Here is a 19,662-nt window from a genome sequence, read left to right as displayed (position 1 = left end):
AAAACATATCGGCGATACAAGACAGGTCCGCTCAGACGGGATCAAGTCGCCGACACCGCCAAACAGGACCGACACCGCCGTGACCGCCCAGAACCGCCTCGTCCTCTCCAGCGACCATGCCGCCATCCCGCTCCGGCAGGCGATCGCGAAGCATGTGGCCGCGCTGGGCTGGGACGTGGTCGATATCGGCCCGACGACGCCGGAGAGCACGCCCTATCCGAAGCATGGCGAGGCGGCGGCGCGGCTCGTCGCCTCCGGCGATTGCCGGCTCGGCATCATCCTGTGCGGCACCGGCCAGGGCATCATGATGGCGGCGAACAAGGTCAAGGGCATCCGCTGCGGCGTCTGCTCGGACACGTTCTCGGCCCGGATGATCCGGGAGCATAACGACGCCAACATGCTCTCGCTCGGCGCCCGCGTGGTCGGTGAAGGGCTGGCGCTGGCGATCGTGGACGCGTTCCTCGGCGCCACGTTCGAAGGCGGCCGGCATGCGACGCGGGTGGAGATGATTTCGGCGCTGGAAGAGTAGCGCGGATCGGAGACATGTCGGAGCGAAGGCAGGACAGACCCTAGCTCCTTGGCGCCGACCAAGGCCCCGGATATTCGGCGGCAACCTCCTTCGCGGTGCGGGACCGCGCTTCCTGCGCGATCTCGGCCAGATGCTGCAACGCCTCTTCCAGATCGGCCTTCAACCGCTGCGCCGACTGGATGTCGAAATTGACGAAGCCAGTCTGGCTTCCCTCTCCGCCATAGCTGTAGTCCGGTCGCATCTTCACCCCGATATAGTGCTGCCCGCGACCATCCACCTTGATGCGCAAGGAGAGTTCTCCAACGGATGTACGGCCCCTTATCGGCGCAGTCTCGAACAGGACATCGCCGACGGCGGCCTGCAAGGCCGGAAATCTCGAGAGGAAGCGCTTGATGAAAGCGAACATGTGACCCTCGCTTGGAAAGGCTTCAGGCCGGGCGCCGCGTTCTCGTTATCCCGGTATCTTGCCGCGAACCCGCGCCGCTTCGCTCGTAGGCGCCTCACTTCAACGCCTGCGCTTGGCATCGCGCCGCGCGATTTCAGCGGCCACGTTCAGCCAGAGCTGGGTCGCTTCGGCATCGCCGCGCTGCCTGGCGAGCTCGGCGACCTGCTGCGCCGCCGCAAATGCTTCCGGGCCGGATTGCTCGATCAGGCTGGCAGCCTCCTGCCTGGCGAGGCGCCGTCTCTCGATGCGCGCCAGGATCACATCGGACGCCACCCATTCGATCAGGTCGAACGAAAATCGGGAGAAGGAAAACATGCGCGGCAGCCATGGCGGATGCCCATCTTGGGCATGCCGCTGCCGCTCGGGCAAGCGTAAAGCGGAGATGTCCGGACCAGCCCCCTAGCCGCTTCTGGAATTTGATAATGGAGCTTCCCATGCTGAGACGATGCGCCGCCCTGGCATTCATCCTTCTCGGACCGGTGGGCTGCGTCACGCAGGATAGCGTTCCCCGGGCGCGAGCCGACGGGCCGGCTTATATGCAACCCGGCATCGGCGCCCCGGGCCGCCAGACGGATTCGTTCGGAAGCACGCTTCGCTAGGTGCCTTCCGGCCAACCGAGCATAGAGACCGGAAAGCGCCGGCTCGCGAAGCCCAACAAAAAACCCAGCAGGCCTCGGCCCACCGGGTCATTGATCGCAATTCGCGGATAGCTCAGCCGCGCGGCGCGAAGGCCTTGAGCGTGGCAGCGGCCAGGGCCGACTTCAGGACAGCGCCGAGGATGAAAGGCACTGCGCCCAGCATGATCGCCTTGGACAGGCCGATCAGCACGGCGAGCCAGGCCACGCCGATCATGAGGCAGAGCACATTGCCGGCGAGCATCGAGGCGAAGGCGAGGCCGACGCGGCTGCCGTTCCAGCCCTGCTGCGCCAGCCAGCCGGTCAGGGCCGCGGCGAAAGGGAAGGCCAGCAGGTAGCCGCCGGTCGGGCCGGCGAAATAGGCAGCGCCGCCGACGGCACCGGCGAAGACCGGCAGGCCCATCGCGCCTTGCGCCAGCCAGGCGATGACGGTGACCGCGCCGAGGCGCCAGCCATAGAGCGCGCCGATCAGCGTCACCGCGAAGGTCTGCATGGTCATCGGCACCGGATACATCGGCACCTTGATCTGCGAGGACAGCGCCAGCAGCAGGCTGCCGACGATCACGGCGCCGGCCTGCCAGGCGAGCGAGCGGCTCTCCAGCCGCAGCGGGCTGAACGGGCGGCTGAGGGCAAGATCGGTCATGGTCACTCCTTGGTCGCGATCAAAATTATCTATAATTTCGATCTTTGATCTATGAGGAAGTCCATATCTCGTCGCAAAAGGCAAGTGCGCCCTTTGTGCGAAACCGCCTACGCCTGGGACCAACTATGCTCAGCCGACGATCGCAAAGGCCCCGCGCGTCGCGCCCGATGCGGTGCGGACCGGGCGCTCGCCGATCCACTGGGCATGCCGCGCCAGCGTCGCCACCGCGGTTTCCAGATCGCCATTGCGCAGCGCGTTGAGGATGGCGCGGTGGTCATGGTCGGTGCGGGCCTCCCATTCCGAGCGCCAGGCCGAGAACAGGAAGCGCGCGCTCGCAGCATGCAGATCGTCGATGGTCGCGAGCAGGCGCTTCATGCCGCAAGGCGCGACCAGTGTGCGGTGAAACCGGCGATTCGCCTCCTCCCAGGCGCGGACGTCGGTGGCTGCATCGCAATCGCGCCGCGCCTGCTCGGCCTTGTCGAGGATGGCCGTGGTGAGATGCGGCGCGGCATGGCGCAAGGCCAGCACCTCCAGCGCCGCACGCATCGCCGCGACCTCCTTCACCTCCGAGAGGTCAAAGGAGGCGACGCGGACGCCACGGCGCGGCTCGCTGATCGCCAGCCCCTGCGCCTCCAGCCGGCGGAAGGCCTCGCGCACCGGGACATGGCTGGTCTCGAATTCCTCGGCGATATGATCCTGCCTGAGGCGCGAGCCGGGTTCGATCGCTCCGGCGATGATCCGCTCGGCCAGGGCCCTGGCGATGCGGACGGCGATGGTGTCTTCGGCAGGCTTCGTCATGATTTATAGATAATTCGGGCGCGCAGCGGAGTCGATTGCGATCGGCACGATCATCCCCATATCGGGGCCTCGCCGATCCTGACGCTTCCTGTCAGGAAGACGGCAGCAGCCGGGACGGCTGCGTGCTATTCATGCCGGGCAGATCGCCGCGAGGCTGGAAAGGCCCGGCATTTGCCCTACATCTAGCGCTTCACCGCAACGGACGCCCCGATGGCCCGCAAGACCGAATCCGCCGCTGCCCAGGCCGCTGCGCTGGAAGACATGTTCGACCGCAACCGCGCGGCCGATCCGAATAGCCGCGCCATCACGGTGCGCGGTGCGCGCGAGCACAATCTCAAGAATGTCGACCTCGCGATCCCGCGCGACAAGCTCGTGGTCTTCACCGGGCTGTCCGGCTCGGGCAAGTCCTCGCTCGCCTTCGACACGATCTATGCGGAGGGCCAGCGCCGCTATGTCGAGTCGCTCTCGGCCTATGCCCGCCAGTTCCTCGAGATGATGCAGAAGCCCGATGTCGACCAGATCGACGGGCTCTCGCCGGCGATCTCGATCGAGCAGAAGACGACCTCGAAGAACCCGCGCTCGACCGTCGGCACGGTCACCGAGATCCACGACTACATGCGCCTGTTGTGGGCACGCGCCGGCACCCCCTATTCGCCCGCGACCGGCCTGCCGATCGAGAGCCAGACCGTCCAGCAGATGGTCGACCGCATGGTCGAGCTGCCGGAGAAGACGCGCGGCTACCTGCTCGCGCCGGTGGTGCGCGGCCGCAAGGGCGAGTTCAGGAAGGAGATGGCCGACTGGCTGAAGCGCGGCTTCCAGCGCGTCAAGGTCAATGGCGAGTTCTACGAGATCCCCGACGCCCCGGCGCTGGACAAGAAGTTCAAGCACGACATCGACGTCGTGGTGGACCGCATCGTGATCCGGCCGGATCTCGGCGCGCGCCTTGCCGACTCGCTGGAGCAGGCGCTGGAGCTGACCGACGGCATCGCCGTCTTCGAATATGCCGACGAGAAGGAGGAGAATGGCGAGGCCAGGCGCGTCACCTTCTCGTCCAAGTTCGCCTGCCCGGTCTCCGGCTTCACCATTCCCGAGATCGAGCCCCGGCTGTTCTCGTTCAACAATCCGTTCGGCGCCTGCCCGGTCTGCGACGGCCTCGGCCACGAGATGCGGATCGATCCGGACATGATCGTGCCGGATCACTCCCTCACCTTGAAGAAGGGCGCGATCGCGCCCTGGGCCAAGTCGACCTCGCCCTATTACGGCCAGACGCTGGAAGCGCTCGCCAAGCATTTCGGCTTCTCGATGACCAAGCCGTGGTCGGAATTGCCGGAGAGCGCGCAGAAGGCGATCCTGTTCGGTACGGGCACAGAGCCCGTGCGCATGGCCTATAACGACGGCCTGCGCTCCTGCGAGGTGAAGAAGCCCTTCGAGGGCGTCATCACCAATATGGAGCGGCGCTGGAAGGAGACGGAATCGGACTGGGCGCGCGAGGAGATCGGCCGCTTCATGTCCGAAACGCCCTGCGCCGCCTGCAACGGCTATCGCCTGAAGCCCGAGGCTCTCGCCGTCAAAATCGACATGCGCCATATCGGCGAGGTCTCGAAGCTCTCGGTCAAGGACGCGCTGGACTGGGTCACCGCCCTGCCCGCCCGGCTTTCGAAGAAGCAGAACGAGATCGCCCCGCGCATCCTCAAGGAAATCCGCGACCGCCTGACCTTCCTGCTCGATGTCGGCCTGGAATACCTGACGCTCGCGCGCGCCTCCGGCACGCTCTCGGGCGGCGAGAGCCAGCGCATCCGCCTCGCCAGCCAGATCGGCTCGGGGCTCACCGGCGTGCTCTATGTGCTGGACGAGCCCTCGATCGGCCTGCACCAGCGTGACAACGAGCGCCTGCTCGGCACATTGCGCCGGCTACGCGACCTCGGCAACACGGTGATCGTGGTCGAGCATGACGAGGACGCGATCCTGACGGCGGACTACGTCGTCGATGTCGGCCCCGGCGCCGGCATCCATGGCGGCGAGATCGTCGCCAAGGGCACGCCGCAGGACATTCTCGACGATCCCAATTCGCTCACCGGCAAATACCTCACCGGCGAGATGTCGGTGCCGGTGCCGCCGAAGCGCCGCAAGGCGCAGAAGGGGCGCAGCCTCAAGATCGTCGGCGCGCGCGGCAACAACCTGCGCAATGTCGATGTCGAGATCCCCCTGGGGATGTTCACTTGCATCACCGGCGTCTCCGGCGGCGGCAAGTCGACGCTGGTGATCGACACGCTCTACAAGGCGGTGGCGCGCAAGCTGAACGGCTCGATCGACCATCCGGCCCCGCATGACCGCATCGAGGGCATCGAGCATCTCGACAAGGTCATCGACATCGACCAGTCGCCGATCGGCCGCACGCCGCGCTCGAACCCGGCGACCTATACCGGCGCCTTCACGCCGATCCGCGAATGGTTCGCCGGCCTGCCGGAGGCGAAGGCCCGCGGCTATCAGGCCGGGCGCTTCTCGTTCAACGTCAAGGGCGGGCGCTGCGAGGCCTGCCAGGGCGACGGCCTCATCAAGATCGAGATGCACTTCCTGCCGGATGTCTACGTCACCTGCGACGTCTGCAAGGGCAAGCGCTACGACCGCGAGACGCTCGAAGTGAAATACCGCGACAAGTCGATCGCCGACGTGCTCGACATGTCGGTCGAGGAGGCGAAGGGCCTGTTCAAGGCGGTGCCCTCGATCCGCGACAAGATGGAGACGCTGGCGCGCGTCGGGCTCGACTATGTCAAGGTCGGCCAGCAGGCGACGACGCTCTCGGGCGGCGAGGCGCAGCGCGTCAAGCTCTCCAAGGAACTGTCGAAGCGCGCCACCGGCCGCACCCTCTACATCCTCGACGAGCCGACGACGGGCCTGCATTTCCACGACGTCGCCAAGCTCATGGAGGTGCTGCACGAGCTGGTCGACCAGGGCAATTCGGTGGTGGTGATCGAGCACAATCTCGAGGTGGTGAAGACCGCCGACTGGGTGATCGACATGGGCCCCGAAGGCGGCGACGGCGGCGGCCAGGTGGTGGCCGAGGGCACGCCGGAGGACATCGTCCGCATCGGCAAGGGCCACACCGCGCGCTTCCTGAAGGAGGTGCTGGACCGCCGGCCGATCAAGAAGGGGAAGACGGTCGCGAGGCAGGCGGCGGAGTGAGAGGACGGGACGCATGACACATCCCCTTCCCCGCTTGCGGCGGGGAAGGGCTAAGGATGGGCCGTGAAGCCTGAGCACCGTCCTTTGAGGTCTGAGCGATACGGGCTGATGTTGGGTGAAAATTCAAGTGCGAGCCTAATCAGTCACCCGTTCGATGCTCGAGAAGCCGCATCGCTTCGCGTGTCGTCTGATAATCTCGGATGATCTTACGCGCTTCTTGGATTTCAGCAGCGGCAGCATCTCCACTCTGCTTTTCATCCTCGTCATCAATTTCTGCGATCTCTTCGTCCGGCGGGGAAACGAAATCAAGGTCTCCACCATCCTCGCCAAATTTGAGTAACTTTTCTATGGATTTCTCCAACGCATTCCGAGCATCTCCGGGTGCATTCTTAGGCATTAGCTTCAATAAATCTTTATTTATAGCGGAGATTCCCTCCGATTTTGATGCATTTATTTTTTTATTTAACTCGGCTTCAATAGTTTTATTGGAAAGCTTTTTCTTACGAAGATCTTCAATAGCATTTTGAACATCAATTATATCCATCGCAATACTCTTAGCGTGTTTGGCGATCATTGCTAAAATCTTAGTAACCGTAACTGTCGTAGCTAATATAATTATTATAGAACCTTTAGATGCTCCAACAATCTTAGTGTTCTCCGGCGCCTCTCCCGCAACGAGCGCAACCCCCCTGATAATATGATGCCAATCTTCAGAAGAATCTTTCCAATCCACGATGTTCTCGATTGCAGCTTCATTCTTGAAGCCGACTCGAACGATTATTCTTCCTGAAACACTCGGGGTTTCATGATGATTAATTTCCAAATTTGAGATTGAATTGTAATATTCGTCCATTTTTTGGCGAGCTAAATTCAGTCTCTCAATCGCTTCCTGCACTCTCTTTTCAGTAGAAGCTGGATCATACGAGGCCGTTTTCACCGTTCTTTCAATAAAATCAGCACCTAAAGGGCCTAATAAATGCCCTACTTTCAGGTGATCCAAAACACCTACCTGCTGAAGTGATAATTCACCAAGATCCATTTCTTTTAAGAATTCAACTAATTTATCAAGTTGATCTTCGATGGGTTGCTGTGTCGGCTGAGAAGCATTTTGGCTCAGAATAGAATGAAGTGCGCTATATAGTGAATTTAAGTTCTTGTTATAACGACGATACCACGCTGCCAAATCATATAACTCTAAGACGTCCATTGCCTCCCCCTTTTCCGGTTATTTGTATACTGAGATACAGAATCAGAATTATCTGAATTTTATCGACGTCATAATACAGTCTAGCATGCGGAAATATTTCCAAATTTTGGCGATGCCGTCAAATTTTTGAACTCAAACTTTATCCCCTAGTCGAGCACGAGCAAGCGTCGGAAGTCCTACGTGTCCGAAACCCGAGTGGAGCGCGGCGTCCGCATCGTCCATGGCGATGTCGAACTGCAAGAAAAGCTCGGCCGAAACGATCTCTGCATCTGCGGCTCCGGGGCGCAGATTTGAAGAAATGCTGTATGCTGAGCGGCCGTTTCGACGGCTCCGACCGGGATGACTACTTTCAGGGAGTGATGCAGCAACCTCCTCGTCATGCTCGGGCTTGCCCCGAGCATCCACGTCTTGCGACGCTGGTGGCGAGTGCCGACTAACGGCGAAGCGCTCGCGCCGTCGATCACGCGTGAAGACGTGGATGGCCGCCACAAGGGCGACCATGACGGCGGAGGATAGACGCGAGGGCGGGAGCTTTTAGCCGATCAGGCCAATTCCTTGTAGAGGTCGTTCCAGTTGGGATTGCGGGCCATGATCGTGCGCGTCTTGTAGGCGCGATACCAGCGCTTCATCGAGGTCTCGCGTTGGATCGCGGCTTCGATCTCGTCGTGCCATTCGTACCAGACGAGGCGCTTCAGGCCGTATGCCTTAGTGAAGCCGGCGATCAGGCCCTCGCGATGTTCGTGAACGCGGCGGCCGAGATCGCTGGTCACGCCGATATAGAGCGTGCCGTTGGGCCGGTTCGTCATGATGTAAACCCAGCCGCCCTTCTCTTTCATCCCATGAGAATGCGATCGCGCCGAGGCGGCGGCAAGGGCTCCTTCGTCATGGTCGGGCTTGTCCCGACCATCCACGTCTCGCAGCGCTGATGGCGGGCGCCGGCCAACGATTAATGCACGCCCCGGTCGCTCTCTCGTAAAGACGTGGATGGTCGCCACAAGGGCGACCATGACGGCGGCGGGCGACGGCGCGGGAGTCGCCACCAAACTTATCCCCGCCCCTCATCACCCGCCCTATCCTGCCCTCGCCCATCACCCAAACGGGGCGGCCGTCCGGAGGTATGCTGGAGGTTGGGTGAGGGTCGGCGCCTGCGGGCGGGGGTTACGCCCTGCTCCCGGGAGGCTTCGGGAACCGCCCTGGGGACACTACGGTCCCTGTGCGAGGAGCTCGCTGGGAACGGTCGGCCGTTGACGATGGGTACGGCGACGACACGACGACCCGCTGAGGGGAGCTGGCGTCGAAACCCGCCCATCCTGAACCGCTTAGGCCCGATAAGCGCGGCCCGGAGTCCAAAATCGCCGGAGGCGGAGCGCCACGGGGCGTGCGACGGGTGGCTCAATCCCGCCGCGCCGCAGCCTGGCTCAACGGTTGCGGATGTCCCTCGCGCCTCGCGGCGCTCCGCCAGCCCTGCCCAGCCAGCCTTGCGAACCCGCCGCGCATCCGCGCGGGCGGATGATCCTGCGTGCCTGACCCCAGGGAGACCCGCCATGCCGAAACGCCAGAACACCCAAGCCGAAATCCCGCCGATCACCGATTTCGAGAGCTGCCAGAGGGCGCGGGCCGCCCTGTTTCGCCGGCTGACCGACCAGCTCGAAATCTTCCGCGTCTGCCCGAACAGGACCTGCAAGCGGATGCGCGCCTGCCAGGATGAACGCGGCGCCTGCTTCCGTGCCGTCTTGCGGGCGATGCCGGACGATACCCGCAGGTCGTTCGCCTACGCCATGGAGAACCGCGCCAACGGGCTCGACCCCGACGAGGCGTTCGCGCAGGCCGAGACCCGCGTCGCCAGGGAGAGCGCCCGGAACGGAGCGTGACATCCTCGAGCCCCTCGGAACCGGAGCCGGGAAACGACTGTCCCGGATGGCGAGGAACAGGGGCGGCGCGCTAGCGGCCGAAGGCCTTGCGCAGCACGGCCTCGTTCTCCTCCTGCAGCCGCTTGTCCTCGGCGGCGCGCTGCTTCGCCTCCTCCTGCATGCGCAGGCGCGCGTTCTCCCGGCTGCGGCGCTCCTCGACGGCCTTCGCGCGGGCCGCCCGGGCCTCGCCCTGCCCGTAGAGCTGCCAGAGCCCGGCGACATTGGCCAGGCAGGCCGCGATGCCGAGCGAGAGCGCCACGATCTGGACCTTCTGCCATGGCGACAGTTTTCGGGGATCGTCGCCTGTGGCCGCGACGCCCGCCTCGCGCGTGCGGGACGGTGTGGCAGGGACGGTTTCCACCCCCTGCCCCGTCGCCGACCGGTTGCGGAAAGCGAGCCAGCGGGATTGCACGGCGCGGCGAAGCTGCTGCCTGTCGGCCGCGACGAGGCCGTGGAGCAGCGCCACCTGTACGGCGTGGCTGCCGCGAGGGGTGAAGCTCCCCTTCCAGCCGGGGCCGCGAAGCCAGAACAGCCTGGCACGGAGCGCGCTGTCGTAGAAGCGCTTTGACACCACGACCACGGTGACGTCGTCATGCAGCGAGGAGACGGACAGCCGGGTCGGCGCGGAGGCGAAGATCCAGAACGGGTTCCACATCGTCGTGGCGATGTCGGCGGCCTCGACGGCCAGCACCTCGTGCCAGGGGATGAGCACCCGCCTCACCCAGGGAATCCGGTAGTCGATGCCGGCGGGCGTGAGCGTGAAGAGCGGCTCGTGCGGGTTGTTGCGCGCCCATAGCGCGGCGGCGACGGTGCCGATGCCCAGCGTCACGGCAAAGGCGATGAAGACATAGCGGCCCCAGGACACCGCCTTGTCGGTGGCGTCGGAGAGAATGAAAACGGCGAGCCCGATGAAGATCAGCAGCAGGCCGACTGGCAGCAGCCGGGCGATGCTGGTGCGAGGGCGGTAGTCCAGCACCTCGTGAAGATCGCGGCCTTCGTCGTCCACGGCTCGCCCCCCGGCCTTGACGCTGAGCGCATGCCGCTCCCTGCCGGTGGAGCAGCCTTGCCAAAGTGTCCGAACGCGCCGGCTCCGACAAGGCGGGAGGCGGTCAGAACCGGTCGATGATCGTCACGCCCGTGCCCTCGAAGCGGTCCATCGCCATCAGGGCGGGGATCGATTCGGCGAGGTCGATGCGGCGGCCGACGAGCAGCTGGGGGGTGAGCTTGCCGGCGCTGATCATGTCGAGCATCGCGCCATAGCGATGCGCCTGCATGCCGTGGCTGCCGAGGATTTCGAGCTCGTGGGCGATGACCTGCGCCATCGGGATCGGCGGCGTCGCCTGCTCCGCCAGCAGAAGCCCGACCTGGATATGCTTGCCGCGCTTGCGCAGGTTCGCCACCGAGTTGAAGCAGGTCTGGGGAGAGCCGAGCGCATCGAGCGAGACATGGGCGCCGCCGCCTGTCGCGTCGCGCACGGCGGCGACGACGTCGGGCTGCGTCTTGGCGTTGATCGTCACCGCGGCGCCGACCTCGCGGGCGAGCTTGAGCTTGTCGTCGGAGATGTCGACGGCGACCACGTTCGCGCCGAGCGCATTGGCGATCATGATCGCGGAGAGGCCGACGCCGCCGCAGCCATGGACGGCGACCCATTGCCCGGCGGAGACCTTGCCCTGGTCGACCACGGCGCGGAACGAGGTCACGAAGCGGCAGCCGAGGCTGGCGGCGGTGGCGAAATCGATCTCGTCCGGCAGGCGCACGAGGTTGAAATCGGCCCGGTCGATCCGGACGTACTCCGCGAACGAGCCCCAATGGGTGAAGCCGGGCTGGAACTGGTCGTCGCAGACCTGCTGGTTGCCGGAATGGCATTGCGGGCAGGAGCCGCAGCCCGAGACGAAGGGCACGGTGACGCGGTCGCCCTCGCGGAAGCGCACGACGCTGCGGCCGACCGCGGCGATGACGCCGGCGAGTTCATGGCCCGGCACATGCGGCAGGCGGATATCGGGATCGTGGCCGACCCAGCCATGCCAGTCGCTGCGGCACAGGCCGGTCGCCTCGACCTTGATGATGACGCTGTGCGGCTCAGGCGTCGGGTCCGGCAGGACGCGCAATTCGGGGGCCTGCCCGAAGGCTTCGTAGACGACGGCTTTCATGGGGCGGGCCTCCTTGGTCGAGGCCCGTGTCATGCGGCAGCGCCGCGGGAAGCGTCAACCGCGCGAGCTGGCAGAGGCCCTTGCCTTCAGCTCATGCGAACTGGACGTCGATCTCGCTGCCGGCCTTGCGGGCGATGGCGCAGGTCTTCGAGAAGCCGTCCGCGGCGATGGCGAGCTTGAAGCGCTCGGGAACGCCGGCGGTGCTCAGCACGGCGAGGCTGGCGCCGTCCTCGGAGAGGCGTTTCACCGTGCAATCGATCGCCGAGCGGCCACCGTTGAACACGATCTGCCCGGCCTTGAGCACGCGCCGGCCAACGCTGGCGCTGTCGGTCGCGGGAGCGGCGATGCAGCGGTTCCGTCCCTCGCTCTTGGCGCGGTATAGGGCGGCATCGGCCAGCGCGAGCAGGGAATCGAGATCGGAGACACCCGGCGTGACTGTCGCGACGCCGAAGCTCGCGGAGACCTTGAAAGGGCCCTCGCTGCCGTCAAAGCTCTCGGCCGCGATCCCGGAGCGGAGCTTCTCGGCGACGCCGAGCGCGGCCTGCCGGTCGGTATAGGGCAGCAGCACGGCGAATTCCTCGCCGCCGACGCGCCCGATCAGGTCGGTCTGGCGCAGCAGGCGGCGGCAGGCGGCGACGGTGCCGAACAGCACTGCGTCGCCCGCGGCATGGCCGTGCGTGTCGTTGACCGACTTGAAATGATCGAGATCGAGCGCGATGCAGCTCGCCTCATGGCGATGTCGCTGGGCGAGCGCGAGGGTGCGCGCGCCCTCGTCGCGGAAGGCGCGTCGCGAGAGCGCGCCGGTCAGGCCGTCCGTGGTGGCAAGGAGGCGCAATTCCAGCGCCTCCATCACGATACCGGCAAGATCGGAGAGAATCGCGATCTCCTCGGCACTGATGGCGCGTGGTTCAGGCCCCATCGCGCAGAGCGTGCCGATATTCTGCCCCTCGGCACTGCGCAGCGGGATGCCGGCATAGAAGCGCAGGAAGGGCGGGCCAAGCACAAGCGGATTTCCGGCGAAGCGGCCGTCCTGATGCGTGTCCGTCACGATCAGCGGCTCGCTCTGGCGGATGGTGAGGTTACAGAAGGCCGGACCGCGGTCACCCTCGCAATCGGCGACGCCCTGGCGCGACTTGAACCATTGCCGGTGCGCGTCGAGGAAAGTCACCGTCGCCATCGGCACCGCGAAGATGCGGCAGACGAGGCTGGTGATGCGATCGAAGACGCTTTCGTTCGGCGTATCGAGGATATCGTAGCGCGCAAGCGCGTCGAGGCGGGCCTGTTCGCTCGCGGCGGAAAGGGCTGTCATTCCTGACGCTCCCGGACTTGGCATTCGGATGCGAGAGTTGAGTTCATCCCGCCGAGTATGAAAGACGCGTAAACGGCCGGGGCAGTCGCTGCGGCAGTGGTTAGTACGCCTTAAGATTCCGGGCCTATGCTGTCGCGCGCCCGGACCTTTTTCTGCCGGGCCGATTACGGATGATCGTGTCAGTTTCATGAGCGAGAGCAGCTCGACGATCAGCGACCGCCACCCATCCGCCGCGGCCTTGCGCGCGGATGGTACCAGTCATGCCGGCATGCTCGGCAGCACCCTGGCCGGCTTCGGGCTTTTCATCCTGATGCTGTCGCTGCAGCCCTTCGCCGGCGTGCCGCAGCAGACGGCGCCGGGCGAATCGACCGGCAATATCGTCAACCAGGTCGGCTGGTTCGGGCTCGGCCTCGTCTTCCTCGCCGCCATGCTGGGGCTGGCGCAGCGCGACGTGCTGGCGCGACTCGGGTTCGGGCGCTGGGCCGTCGTGTTCGGCGTCGCCGCGCTCTCGATCGCGCAGTCGCTCGATCCGACAGCTTCGTGGCGCGGTCTGCTGCTCACCGCGATCGTGATGATCGTCGTCGCGGGCGTGCTCGTCCTGCCCCGCGACGAGCGCAGTTTTGCCGTCGCGGCGCTCAATGCCTGCCTCGTGCTGCTGATGCTGGTCTACGCCATGCTGATCGTGGCGCCGCATCTGGTCGTCCACAGTTCGGAAGGCGCCGAGGGCGTGCATGTCGGCGACTGGCGCGGGCATCTCGCGCACAAGAACTTCGCCGCCCCGGTCTTCTCGATCGTGGCGATGATCGGGATCTATGGCTGGCGCAGCGGCCTGCGCTGGCGCGGCGCGCTCGTCGTGGCGCTCGGGCTGATCTTCGTCCTCAACAGCGGCTCGAAGACGACGATGGGCTTCCTGCCACTCGCCATCGGCGTGGTCATGCTGGCGCGCATTACCGGGCGGCCGGGGCTCGCGGTCATGGTCCATGTCGTGCTGGTCGCGCTGATCGCGGCGCTGACGGTCGGCTCGGTGATGTCGCCCGCACTCAACGCCATGCTCAAGGCGGTGATCTCGGACCCGACCTTCACCGGCCGCGACGAGATCTGGAAATTCGCCCTGCAGCGCATCGCCGAGAAGCCCTGGTTCGGCTACGGCTATGCCAGCTTCTGGCAGACGCCGGTCGTGACCGGCTTCGAGGAGAATTACGAGGCGAGCTGGGACATTCGCGGCATCGGCTCCGGCCATAACAGCTATATGGACGCGGCGCTGACCTTCGGCCTGCCCGGCGCGGCGCTGGTGATCTGGCTGCTGATGGGCCGGCCGCTGATCGACTACATGCGCGGCTGGCGGATTCCGGAAAACCGCAATCTCGTCGACCTCTTCGCGATGATCCTGATCCTCATGACCTATGTCGGGATGCTCGAGACTTTTCCGCTCAATCGCGCCGATCCGCTCTGGGTGCTATTCGCCATGGCGGTGATGGGGCTCGGCCTCGCCGCGCGGATGCGGGCAAAAACGTCCTGACGGCTGCGCGCTATTCCGCCGGAGCGAGCGTCGACGCCTTGTCCTTGCGCCATTGCTTCTGGCCGAGCACGTAGGGCTTCACCTTGAGGAATGGCTTCTCGATCCAGAGCCACGACACCAGCGCGAAGGCGATGACGATCGGCGCCGAGACGGCGAAGAGCAGCGGCCCGTTGCCCTGGGCGAAATCGGTCTGGCTGACGATCGCCTGCTGGATCGGGAAGCCGTAGAGATAGATGCCGTAGGAGACGTCGAGCTTCTTGATCCGCGCCGGCAGATGCAGCGGCAACAGGCCGAGATAGACCACGCAATAGGTCAGGAAGGGCGGCACGAAGAAGGCATATTCGCGCGGCGCGGCCATCAGGGCGACCGAAGCCAGGAGCGCCGCAACGAAGAGCAGCCAGTGCATCTTCACATGTTCGCGCCACTGGAAATACAGGCAGCCGACGAGGAAATAGAAGACCACCACCGTCCAGTGGTAGTTGCCCTTGGTGACGCCGAACCCGATCTTGAACGCGGCGACGGTGGCGCCGAGGATCACGGCCAGCGTCAGCGCGGCGAAGAGCAGCCGGCGGTGCAGGATGCCGACCGCGATCATGATCGCCATCAGGATATAGCAGTAGAATTCCGGCTTGAGCGTCCAGAGGTTCTGGTTGACCACGCCGGCGACGGGGTTGCCCTCGAACACACCCGGCAGTTCGAAGCGAATGCGGCCGACGATATTGCCGAAATACTCCCAGAAGCGGATATCGGCGACATAGTCGCGCAATAGCCAGGTCGTCAGCAGCGGGCCGAGCACCAGCGCCGACAACGTGATCTCGACGAAGAGCGCCGGCAAGATGCGGATGGCGCGCAATGTGATGAAGGGCCGGACCGCATCCGTGCGCAGGGCGCTGCCGGTGACCAGGAAGCCGCTGAGCGCGAAGAAGGCCGGCACCAGGCTCATCAGGAAGATGCCGTGCAATCCTTCCCAGTCGCGGCTCGTATCGGCGCCTGCGACCCAGCCGGAATGCACTGCCAGGATGGTCAGCGACAGGATCAGGCGCATCGCATTGAAGCCGGGGCCTTCACCGCCGTTGCGGTTCAGGATATCGGCAGCGCTGGGAAGGGAACGGTAGAGCCGGATCATGCCTCACCTGGATGCGAGACTGCATCATGAGCAGGCGAGGATATGGACCGGCGGCCGCGCCGCTTTCAACACATGCCGGCAGTTAGGATTAATCCGAGACTGACCGGATATTCGAAAGGGTCAGCGCAAGCGGCCCGGTTTCTGAGGAGCGAGGCACCGATGAGCGCAACCCCGATTTCCCTTGGCCTCATCGGGGCCGGCATCATGGGCGAGCGCATGCTGCGCGCCTCGCTCGACCAGCCTGCGACGGCGCTGCGCGTCTCCGGCATCTGGGACCCTTCGGCCGAGGCGATGGAGCGGATCGGTGCTGCATTGCCAGCGGTGACGCATCAGCCGGACGCACCTGCCCTGATCGCGGCGAGCGATTGCGTCTATATCGCTTCGCCGCCCTCCTCTCACCTTGGTCATGCGCGCGCGGCGCTCGCCGCCAGCAAGGCTGTGTTCTGCGAGAAGCCGCTGGCGGTCGATGTCGAGGATGCGCGCGCCTTCGTGAATGAAGCCGGCGCGCGTGGTGCGGTGAACTTCCCCTTCGCTTCCTCGCCCGCCGTCGCGCGGTTGCGCGAGTGGATCGATTCCGGCGTGATCGGCACGCCGCAGCGCGTTACGATCGAGGTCGCCTTCGCGAACTGGCCGCGCTCCTGGCAGGTCGACGCCGCCGGCTGGCTCGACCGCACGACCCAAGGTGGCTTCACGCGTGAGGTGGTCTCGCATTTCCTGTTCCTGACCCGCCGCATCGCCGGTCCTTTCGCCGGGCTTACTGCCAAGGCGACCTATCCCGAGGCCGGCAAGAGCGAGCGCCAGATCGAGGCGGCGCTGACCGCGGGCGCCCTCCCCGTCACGGTGAGCGGCAGCGTAGGCACGACCGCGAAGGATGACCATAACGTCTGGACGCTCGAAGGGGATAAGGGGGCCGTCAGGCTCTGCGACTGGTCGCGCGCGGAGCGCCGCCTCCCCGATGGAAGCTGGGAGGCCGATCCGGAGGCGCTCTCCCAGAACGAGGCGCGCCCGCTGGCGCTGCGACGCCAGCTCGAAGGCGTGGCGAAGCTCACCCGCGGCGAGCCGCACCACCTCGCGACCCTACGCGAAGCGTTCGACGTGCAGGACGTCGTCGAGACGATCCTGAAAAGCGCCTGAGGCGCGGACCTGCACCGGGCAGCGCCTCGCCTATCGGCGCGGAAGCTGCCCGCGGCACAAATTTGCAGCAAATCGGCGAGGAATCCGCTCTCTGGGATAATTCTACTCTGCTGCCGAGATAATTCGAAAAAACCGCCTACCCGATGTGAATTGAGCCATACCCCGCCCATAGCGTAAAACTCCTGTTCGAAAGACCGAACGGGGATGGGCGTTATCGTGGCAGTTCTGAACGTCATCGATCGACAGGGCCGGAGCCATGAACTCGAAGCCGTGGAAGGCTGGCGGGTCATGGAGATCCTGCGCGACTACAAGGTCGGCATCGAGGGCGTCTGCGGAGGTTCCTGCGATTGCGGCACCTGCCATGTCATCGTCGCCCGGGAATGGGCAGAAAAGCTGCCCGAGCCGCGCGACGAGGAAATCGACGCGCTCGACGAACTGCCATTGATCGAGGCGACCTCGCGCCTGTCCTGCCAGATCATCTGGGCTGACGATCTCGACGGGCTCACGCTGACGCTTGCGGAGGCCGCGTGATGGCCGCCCCAGCGAAACGCGTTCCCCTCCCGGCAATCCTCCTCGCCAACGACCTGCTCGACGGCGATGTCGTCTTCGCCTTCGTCGATGGCGCCAGCCCGCTGGCCTGGACGCGCGACCCGGCGCTGGCGCTGGTCGCCGCCGACGATGCGGCGGCCGAACGGCTCGAAGCCTTCGCCGCCACTGAGCTGCGCGGCAACAGGGTCGTCGACGCCTATCTCGTCGATGTCGCCATCGAGAGCGGCAGCCCGGTGCCGCGCCATTTCCGCGAGCGCTTCAAGACGCTCGGCCCCAGCAATCGTCCCGATCTCGGCAAGCAGGCCGGAGACGGTATCGCCTCGGCGCCAAAGGGCTGATTTCATGTATCGTTACGACGAATTCGACGAGCGTTTCGTCCGGGAGCGGGTGGCACAGTTCACCGACCAGGTGGCGCGCCGTCTCGACGGCTCGCTGACTGAGGACGAGTTCAAGCCGCTGCGCCTCAAGAACGGCGTCTATCTCCAGCTCCACGCCTATATGCTGCGCATCGCCGTGCCCTATGGCACGCTGAATTCGCGGCAACTACGCCAGCTCGCGCTGATCGGCGAGCGCTATGACCGCGGCTACGGCCATTTCACCACGCGCCAGAACCTGCAATTCAACTGGCCGAAGCTGCGCGACGTGCCCGCCATCCTCGGCCTGCTCGCCGATGTCGAGATGCATTGCATCCAGACCTCCGGCAACTGCATCCGCAACGTCACGGCCGATCATTTCGCCGGCGTCGCGCAGGACGAGATCGAGGACCCGCGCCCGACCGCCGAATTGATCCGGCAATGGTCCTCGGCCCATCCCGAGTTCAGCTACCTGCCGCGCAAGTTCAAGATCGCGGTGACCGGTGCCGAGGCCGACCGCGCCGTGATCAAGGCCCACGATATCGGCCTGCGCCTGCGCCGCCATCCCGACACGCATGAGACCTGCTACGAGATCAGCGTCGGCGGCGGGCTCGGCCGCACGCCGATGATCGGCAAGGTCGTGCGCGACTACCTGCCGAAGAAGGACCTGCTCGCCTATCTCGAGGCGGTGATGCGGGTCTATAATCTCGAGGGCCGGCGCGACAACAAGTACAAGGCGCGCGTCAAGATCCTCGTCCACGAGATCGGCGCCGAGGAATTCACGCGTCGCGTCGAGGCCGAGTTCGCCCTGCTCGACGGCCCCTCGATCAATGCCGATCCGGAAGAGGTCGCGCGCATCGCCGCCTATTTCGCGCCGCCGCGCTATGACGTGCTGCCGGCCGTCAGCAACACGCTGGAAGCCGCGAAAGCGGCGAACCCGGCCTTCGCCCGCTGGGTCGAGGTCAACACCGTCCCGCACAAGGCGCCGGGCTATACGGCGCTGACGATCTCGCTGAAGCCTGCCGGACAGGCGCCGGGTGACGCGACCAGCGAGCAGATGCGCGCCGTCGCCGATCTGGCCGAGCGCTACTCCTTCGACGAGTTGCGCGTCACCCATGCGCAGAACCTCGTGCTGCCACATGTGCGCCAGCGCGACCTCTACGCGATCTGGCAGGCCCTTGGCGAAGCCGGACTCGCCACCGCCAATGTCGGGCTCGTCACCGACATCATCTCCTGCCCCGGCCTCGATTATTGCGCGCTGGCGACGGCGCGCTCGATCCCGATCGCACAGGCGATCCAGAGCCGCTTCGCCGATGAAGCGCGCCAGCGCGAGATCGGGCCGCTCGGCATCAAGATCTCCGGCTGCATCAATGCCTGCGGCCACCACCATGTCGGCCATATCGGCATTCTCGGCCTGGAGAAGCGCGGCATCGAATCCTACCAGATCACGCTCGGCGGCGACGCCACCGAGAATGCCGCGATCGGCGAGATCCTCGGGCCAGGCCTTGCTGCGGAAGAGGTGCCGGACGCGATCGAGCGGATCGTTTCCGTCTATCTCGCCGCCCGCAGCGAGGGCGAGAGCTTCATCGACAATGTCCGGCGCATCGGGCTTGCGCCCTTCAAGGCCGCTTTTCAGGAGACCGCCCGTGCCGCTGCTTGACCGGAACGGAAGCCGCGAGGATCGCTGGACCCGCAGCGAGGGCGCGGCAATCGGCAATATCCCTGCTGCGCTCGTGCCCTGGGACGTGCTCGTCGAGGCGCTCGATGCACAGGAGCCCGGACAGGTGATCGGCGTGCTGATCCCCAACAGCGTGCCCTTCGCGGAATTCGCGCCTTTCCTGCCGCGATTGGCGCTCGTCGCCGTAACCTTCCCCGCCTATGCGGACGGACGCGGTTTCAGCCTTGCCCGTCAGATCCGGCGCGCCGGCTTCGCGGGCGAAGTCCGCGCCAGCGGACCGCTGATCGCCGACCAGTTCGCCTATGCGCTCTCCTGCGGCTTCGACACGATCGAACTGCCGGAAGCAAGCGCGGCCCGCCAGCCGTTGCCGCAATGGCTTCACGCAAAGGATTCGTTCAGCTCGACCTATCAGCGCGGCTATGGCGAGAGCGGCCGCAACGTCCTCGACCAGCGCCGGGCGGCGAGGGCCGCTGCCCTCATCGCAGCGGAGTGAG

Annotated in this window: 20 protein-coding genes; 10 read left to right on the top strand and 10 right to left on the bottom strand. The window is 65.3% G+C overall.

Annotated features, from left to right (window positions below):
* The first annotated feature begins 79 nt into the window (after window positions 1–79).
* Complete coding sequence (gene rpiB, locus Q9235_RS08130; protein ID WP_306226300.1) at window positions 80–529, top strand: ribose 5-phosphate isomerase B; 450 nt, start codon at window positions 80–82, stop codon at window positions 527–529.
* 40 nt (window positions 530–569) lie between these two features.
* Here rpiB and Q9235_RS08125 read toward each other — a convergent pair whose 3' ends face one another.
* The 4 genes from Q9235_RS08125 to Q9235_RS08110 form a co-directional block, all read right to left on the bottom strand.
* Complete coding sequence (locus Q9235_RS08125) at window positions 570–818, bottom strand: hypothetical protein (protein WP_306226299.1); 249 nt, start codon at window positions 816–818, stop codon at window positions 570–572.
* Between the two features lie 216 nt (window positions 819–1,034).
* Entirely contained in the window at window positions 1,035–1,343 is a 309-nt protein-coding gene (locus Q9235_RS08120) for a hypothetical protein (protein ID WP_306226298.1), read from the bottom strand.
* A 342-nt stretch (window positions 1,344–1,685) separates the two neighbouring features.
* On the bottom strand, window positions 1,686–2,252 hold the full coding sequence (locus tag Q9235_RS08115; RefSeq protein WP_306226297.1) for a biotin transporter BioY: 567 nt from the start codon (window positions 2,250–2,252) through the stop codon (window positions 1,686–1,688).
* Between the two features lie 129 nt (window positions 2,253–2,381).
* Window positions 2,382–3,050 carry a GntR family transcriptional regulator gene (locus Q9235_RS08110; protein ID WP_306226296.1) on the bottom strand — a complete coding sequence of 223 codons (669 nt, stop codon included), beginning with the start codon at window positions 3,048–3,050 and terminating at the stop codon, window positions 2,382–2,384.
* Window positions 3,051–3,260: 210 nt separating this feature from the next.
* Here Q9235_RS08110 and uvrA point away from each other — a divergent pair, with 210 nt between their 5' ends.
* Window positions 3,261–6,233 (top strand): excinuclease ABC subunit UvrA, encoded by a 2,973-nt coding sequence (uvrA, locus tag Q9235_RS08105; RefSeq protein ID WP_422678293.1) that lies wholly within the window; start codon window positions 3,261–3,263, stop codon window positions 6,231–6,233.
* Window positions 6,234–6,372: 139 nt separating this feature from the next.
* Here the strand turns inward: uvrA and Q9235_RS08100 are convergent, their stop codons facing one another.
* On the bottom strand, window positions 6,373–7,440 hold the full coding sequence (locus tag Q9235_RS08100) for a hypothetical protein (RefSeq protein ID WP_306226295.1): 1,068 nt from the start codon (window positions 7,438–7,440) through the stop codon (window positions 6,373–6,375).
* A 180-nt stretch (window positions 7,441–7,620) separates the two neighbouring features.
* Between Q9235_RS08100 and Q9235_RS08095 the strand changes: the two genes are divergently transcribed.
* Entirely contained in the window at window positions 7,621–7,734 is a 114-nt protein-coding gene (locus Q9235_RS08095) for an SEC-C metal-binding domain-containing protein (RefSeq protein ID WP_306226294.1), read from the top strand.
* Between the two features lie 248 nt (window positions 7,735–7,982).
* On the opposite strand, the gene Q9235_RS08090 is transcribed toward Q9235_RS08095, so the two are convergent.
* Window positions 7,983–8,246 (bottom strand): GIY-YIG nuclease family protein, encoded by a 264-nt coding sequence (locus tag Q9235_RS08090; RefSeq protein WP_422678292.1) that lies wholly within the window; start codon window positions 8,244–8,246, stop codon window positions 7,983–7,985.
* A 738-nt stretch (window positions 8,247–8,984) separates the two neighbouring features.
* Here Q9235_RS08090 and Q9235_RS08085 point away from each other — a divergent pair.
* Window positions 8,985–9,311, top strand: a complete 327-nt coding sequence (locus tag Q9235_RS08085) for a hypothetical protein (protein WP_306226292.1) — start codon at window positions 8,985–8,987, stop codon at window positions 9,309–9,311.
* 70 nt (window positions 9,312–9,381) lie between these two features.
* Here Q9235_RS08085 and Q9235_RS08080 read toward each other — a convergent pair whose 3' ends face one another.
* The 3 genes from Q9235_RS08080 to Q9235_RS08070 form a co-directional block, all read right to left on the bottom strand.
* The gene (locus tag Q9235_RS08080) at window positions 9,382–10,356 is read right to left on the bottom strand and encodes a hypothetical protein (protein WP_306226291.1); all 975 of its coding nucleotides are present in this window, start codon (window positions 10,354–10,356) and stop codon (window positions 9,382–9,384) included.
* Between the two features lie 103 nt (window positions 10,357–10,459).
* Window positions 10,460–11,500, bottom strand: a complete 1,041-nt coding sequence (locus Q9235_RS08075; RefSeq protein ID WP_306226290.1) for a zinc-dependent alcohol dehydrogenase family protein — start codon at window positions 11,498–11,500, stop codon at window positions 10,460–10,462.
* Window positions 11,501–11,591: 91 nt separating this feature from the next.
* Complete coding sequence (locus tag Q9235_RS08070; protein WP_306226289.1) at window positions 11,592–12,809, bottom strand: sensor domain-containing diguanylate cyclase; 1,218 nt, start codon at window positions 12,807–12,809, stop codon at window positions 11,592–11,594.
* Window positions 12,810–12,996: 187 nt separating this feature from the next.
* On the opposite strand from Q9235_RS08070, the gene Q9235_RS08065 reads away from it, so the two are divergent.
* Window positions 12,997–14,328 carry an O-antigen ligase family protein gene (locus Q9235_RS08065; protein WP_306226288.1) on the top strand — a complete coding sequence of 444 codons (1,332 nt, stop codon included), beginning with the start codon at window positions 12,997–12,999 and terminating at the stop codon, window positions 14,326–14,328.
* A 10-nt stretch (window positions 14,329–14,338) separates the two neighbouring features.
* Here Q9235_RS08065 and Q9235_RS08060 read toward each other — a convergent pair whose 3' ends face one another.
* Complete coding sequence (locus tag Q9235_RS08060; RefSeq protein WP_306226287.1) at window positions 14,339–15,454, bottom strand: acyltransferase family protein; 1,116 nt, start codon at window positions 15,452–15,454, stop codon at window positions 14,339–14,341.
* A gap of 159 nt (window positions 15,455–15,613) precedes the next feature.
* On the opposite strand from Q9235_RS08060, the gene Q9235_RS08055 reads away from it, so the two are divergent.
* From Q9235_RS08055 to Q9235_RS08035, 5 genes are all read left to right on the top strand, one after another.
* Window positions 15,614–16,588, top strand: coding sequence for a Gfo/Idh/MocA family protein (locus Q9235_RS08055; RefSeq protein ID WP_306226286.1), 975 nt, complete (start codon window positions 15,614–15,616; stop codon window positions 16,586–16,588).
* Between the two features lie 216 nt (window positions 16,589–16,804).
* Window positions 16,805–17,119 carry a 2Fe-2S iron-sulfur cluster-binding protein gene (locus Q9235_RS08050; RefSeq protein WP_306226285.1) on the top strand — a complete coding sequence of 105 codons (315 nt, stop codon included), beginning with the start codon at window positions 16,805–16,807 and terminating at the stop codon, window positions 17,117–17,119.
* Window positions 17,119–17,475 carry a DUF2849 domain-containing protein gene (locus Q9235_RS08045; protein ID WP_306226284.1) on the top strand — a complete coding sequence of 119 codons (357 nt, stop codon included), beginning with the start codon at window positions 17,119–17,121 and terminating at the stop codon, window positions 17,473–17,475. The genes Q9235_RS08050 and Q9235_RS08045 overlap by 1 nt, the downstream gene beginning before the upstream one ends.
* Before the next feature lie 4 nt (window positions 17,476–17,479).
* Entirely contained in the window at window positions 17,480–19,150 is a 1,671-nt protein-coding gene (locus Q9235_RS08040; RefSeq protein WP_306226283.1) for a nitrite/sulfite reductase, read from the top strand.
* Window positions 19,137–19,661: a DUF934 domain-containing protein gene (locus tag Q9235_RS08035; RefSeq protein ID WP_306226282.1), complete on the top strand. Its 525-nt coding sequence runs from the start codon at window positions 19,137–19,139 to the stop codon at window positions 19,659–19,661. Before Q9235_RS08040 ends, Q9235_RS08035 begins: the two co-directional genes overlap by 14 nt.
* Window position 19,662: the final 1 nt, after the last annotated feature.

It is taken from the genome of Bosea beijingensis, assembly GCF_030758975.1.
GTDB lineage: Bacteria > Pseudomonadota > Alphaproteobacteria > Rhizobiales > Beijerinckiaceae > Allobosea > Allobosea beijingensis.
Note: the sequence above shows the minus strand (reverse complement) of the source record. Positions and strands in the feature narration are given on the sequence as shown.

Excerpts from the sequence above, each read along its gene's own strand:
- Q9235_RS08115 (WP_306226297.1), bottom strand. The coding sequence starts at position 2,252 with ATGACCGATCTTGCCCTCAGCCGCCCGTTCAGCCCGCTGCGGCTGGAG.
- Q9235_RS08110 (WP_306226296.1), bottom strand. The coding sequence starts at position 3,050 with ATGACGAAGCCTGCCGAAGACACCATCGCCGTCCGCATCGCCAGGGCC.
- uvrA (WP_422678293.1), top strand. The coding sequence starts at position 3,261 with ATGGCCCGCAAGACCGAATCCGCCGCTGCCCAGGCCGCTGCGCTGGAA.
- Q9235_RS08100 (WP_306226295.1), bottom strand. The coding sequence starts at position 7,440 with ATGGACGTCTTAGAGTTATATGATTTGGCAGCGTGGTATCGTCGTTAT.
- Q9235_RS08090 (WP_422678292.1), bottom strand. The coding sequence starts at position 8,246 with ATGACGAACCGGCCCAACGGCACGCTCTATATCGGCGTGACCAGCGAT.
- Q9235_RS08085 (WP_306226292.1), top strand. The coding sequence starts at position 8,985 with ATGCCGAAACGCCAGAACACCCAAGCCGAAATCCCGCCGATCACCGAT.
- Q9235_RS08075 (WP_306226290.1), bottom strand. The coding sequence starts at position 11,500 with ATGAAAGCCGTCGTCTACGAAGCCTTCGGGCAGGCCCCCGAATTGCGC.
- Q9235_RS08070 (WP_306226289.1), bottom strand. The coding sequence starts at position 12,809 with ATGACAGCCCTTTCCGCCGCGAGCGAACAGGCCCGCCTCGACGCGCTT.
- Q9235_RS08065 (WP_306226288.1), top strand. The coding sequence starts at position 12,997 with ATGAGCGAGAGCAGCTCGACGATCAGCGACCGCCACCCATCCGCCGCG.
- Q9235_RS08060 (WP_306226287.1), bottom strand. The coding sequence starts at position 15,454 with ATGATCCGGCTCTACCGTTCCCTTCCCAGCGCTGCCGATATCCTGAAC.
- Q9235_RS08055 (WP_306226286.1), top strand. The coding sequence starts at position 15,614 with ATGAGCGCAACCCCGATTTCCCTTGGCCTCATCGGGGCCGGCATCATG.
- Q9235_RS08045 (WP_306226284.1), top strand. The coding sequence starts at position 17,119 with ATGGCCGCCCCAGCGAAACGCGTTCCCCTCCCGGCAATCCTCCTCGCC.
- Q9235_RS08040 (WP_306226283.1), top strand. The coding sequence starts at position 17,480 with ATGTATCGTTACGACGAATTCGACGAGCGTTTCGTCCGGGAGCGGGTG.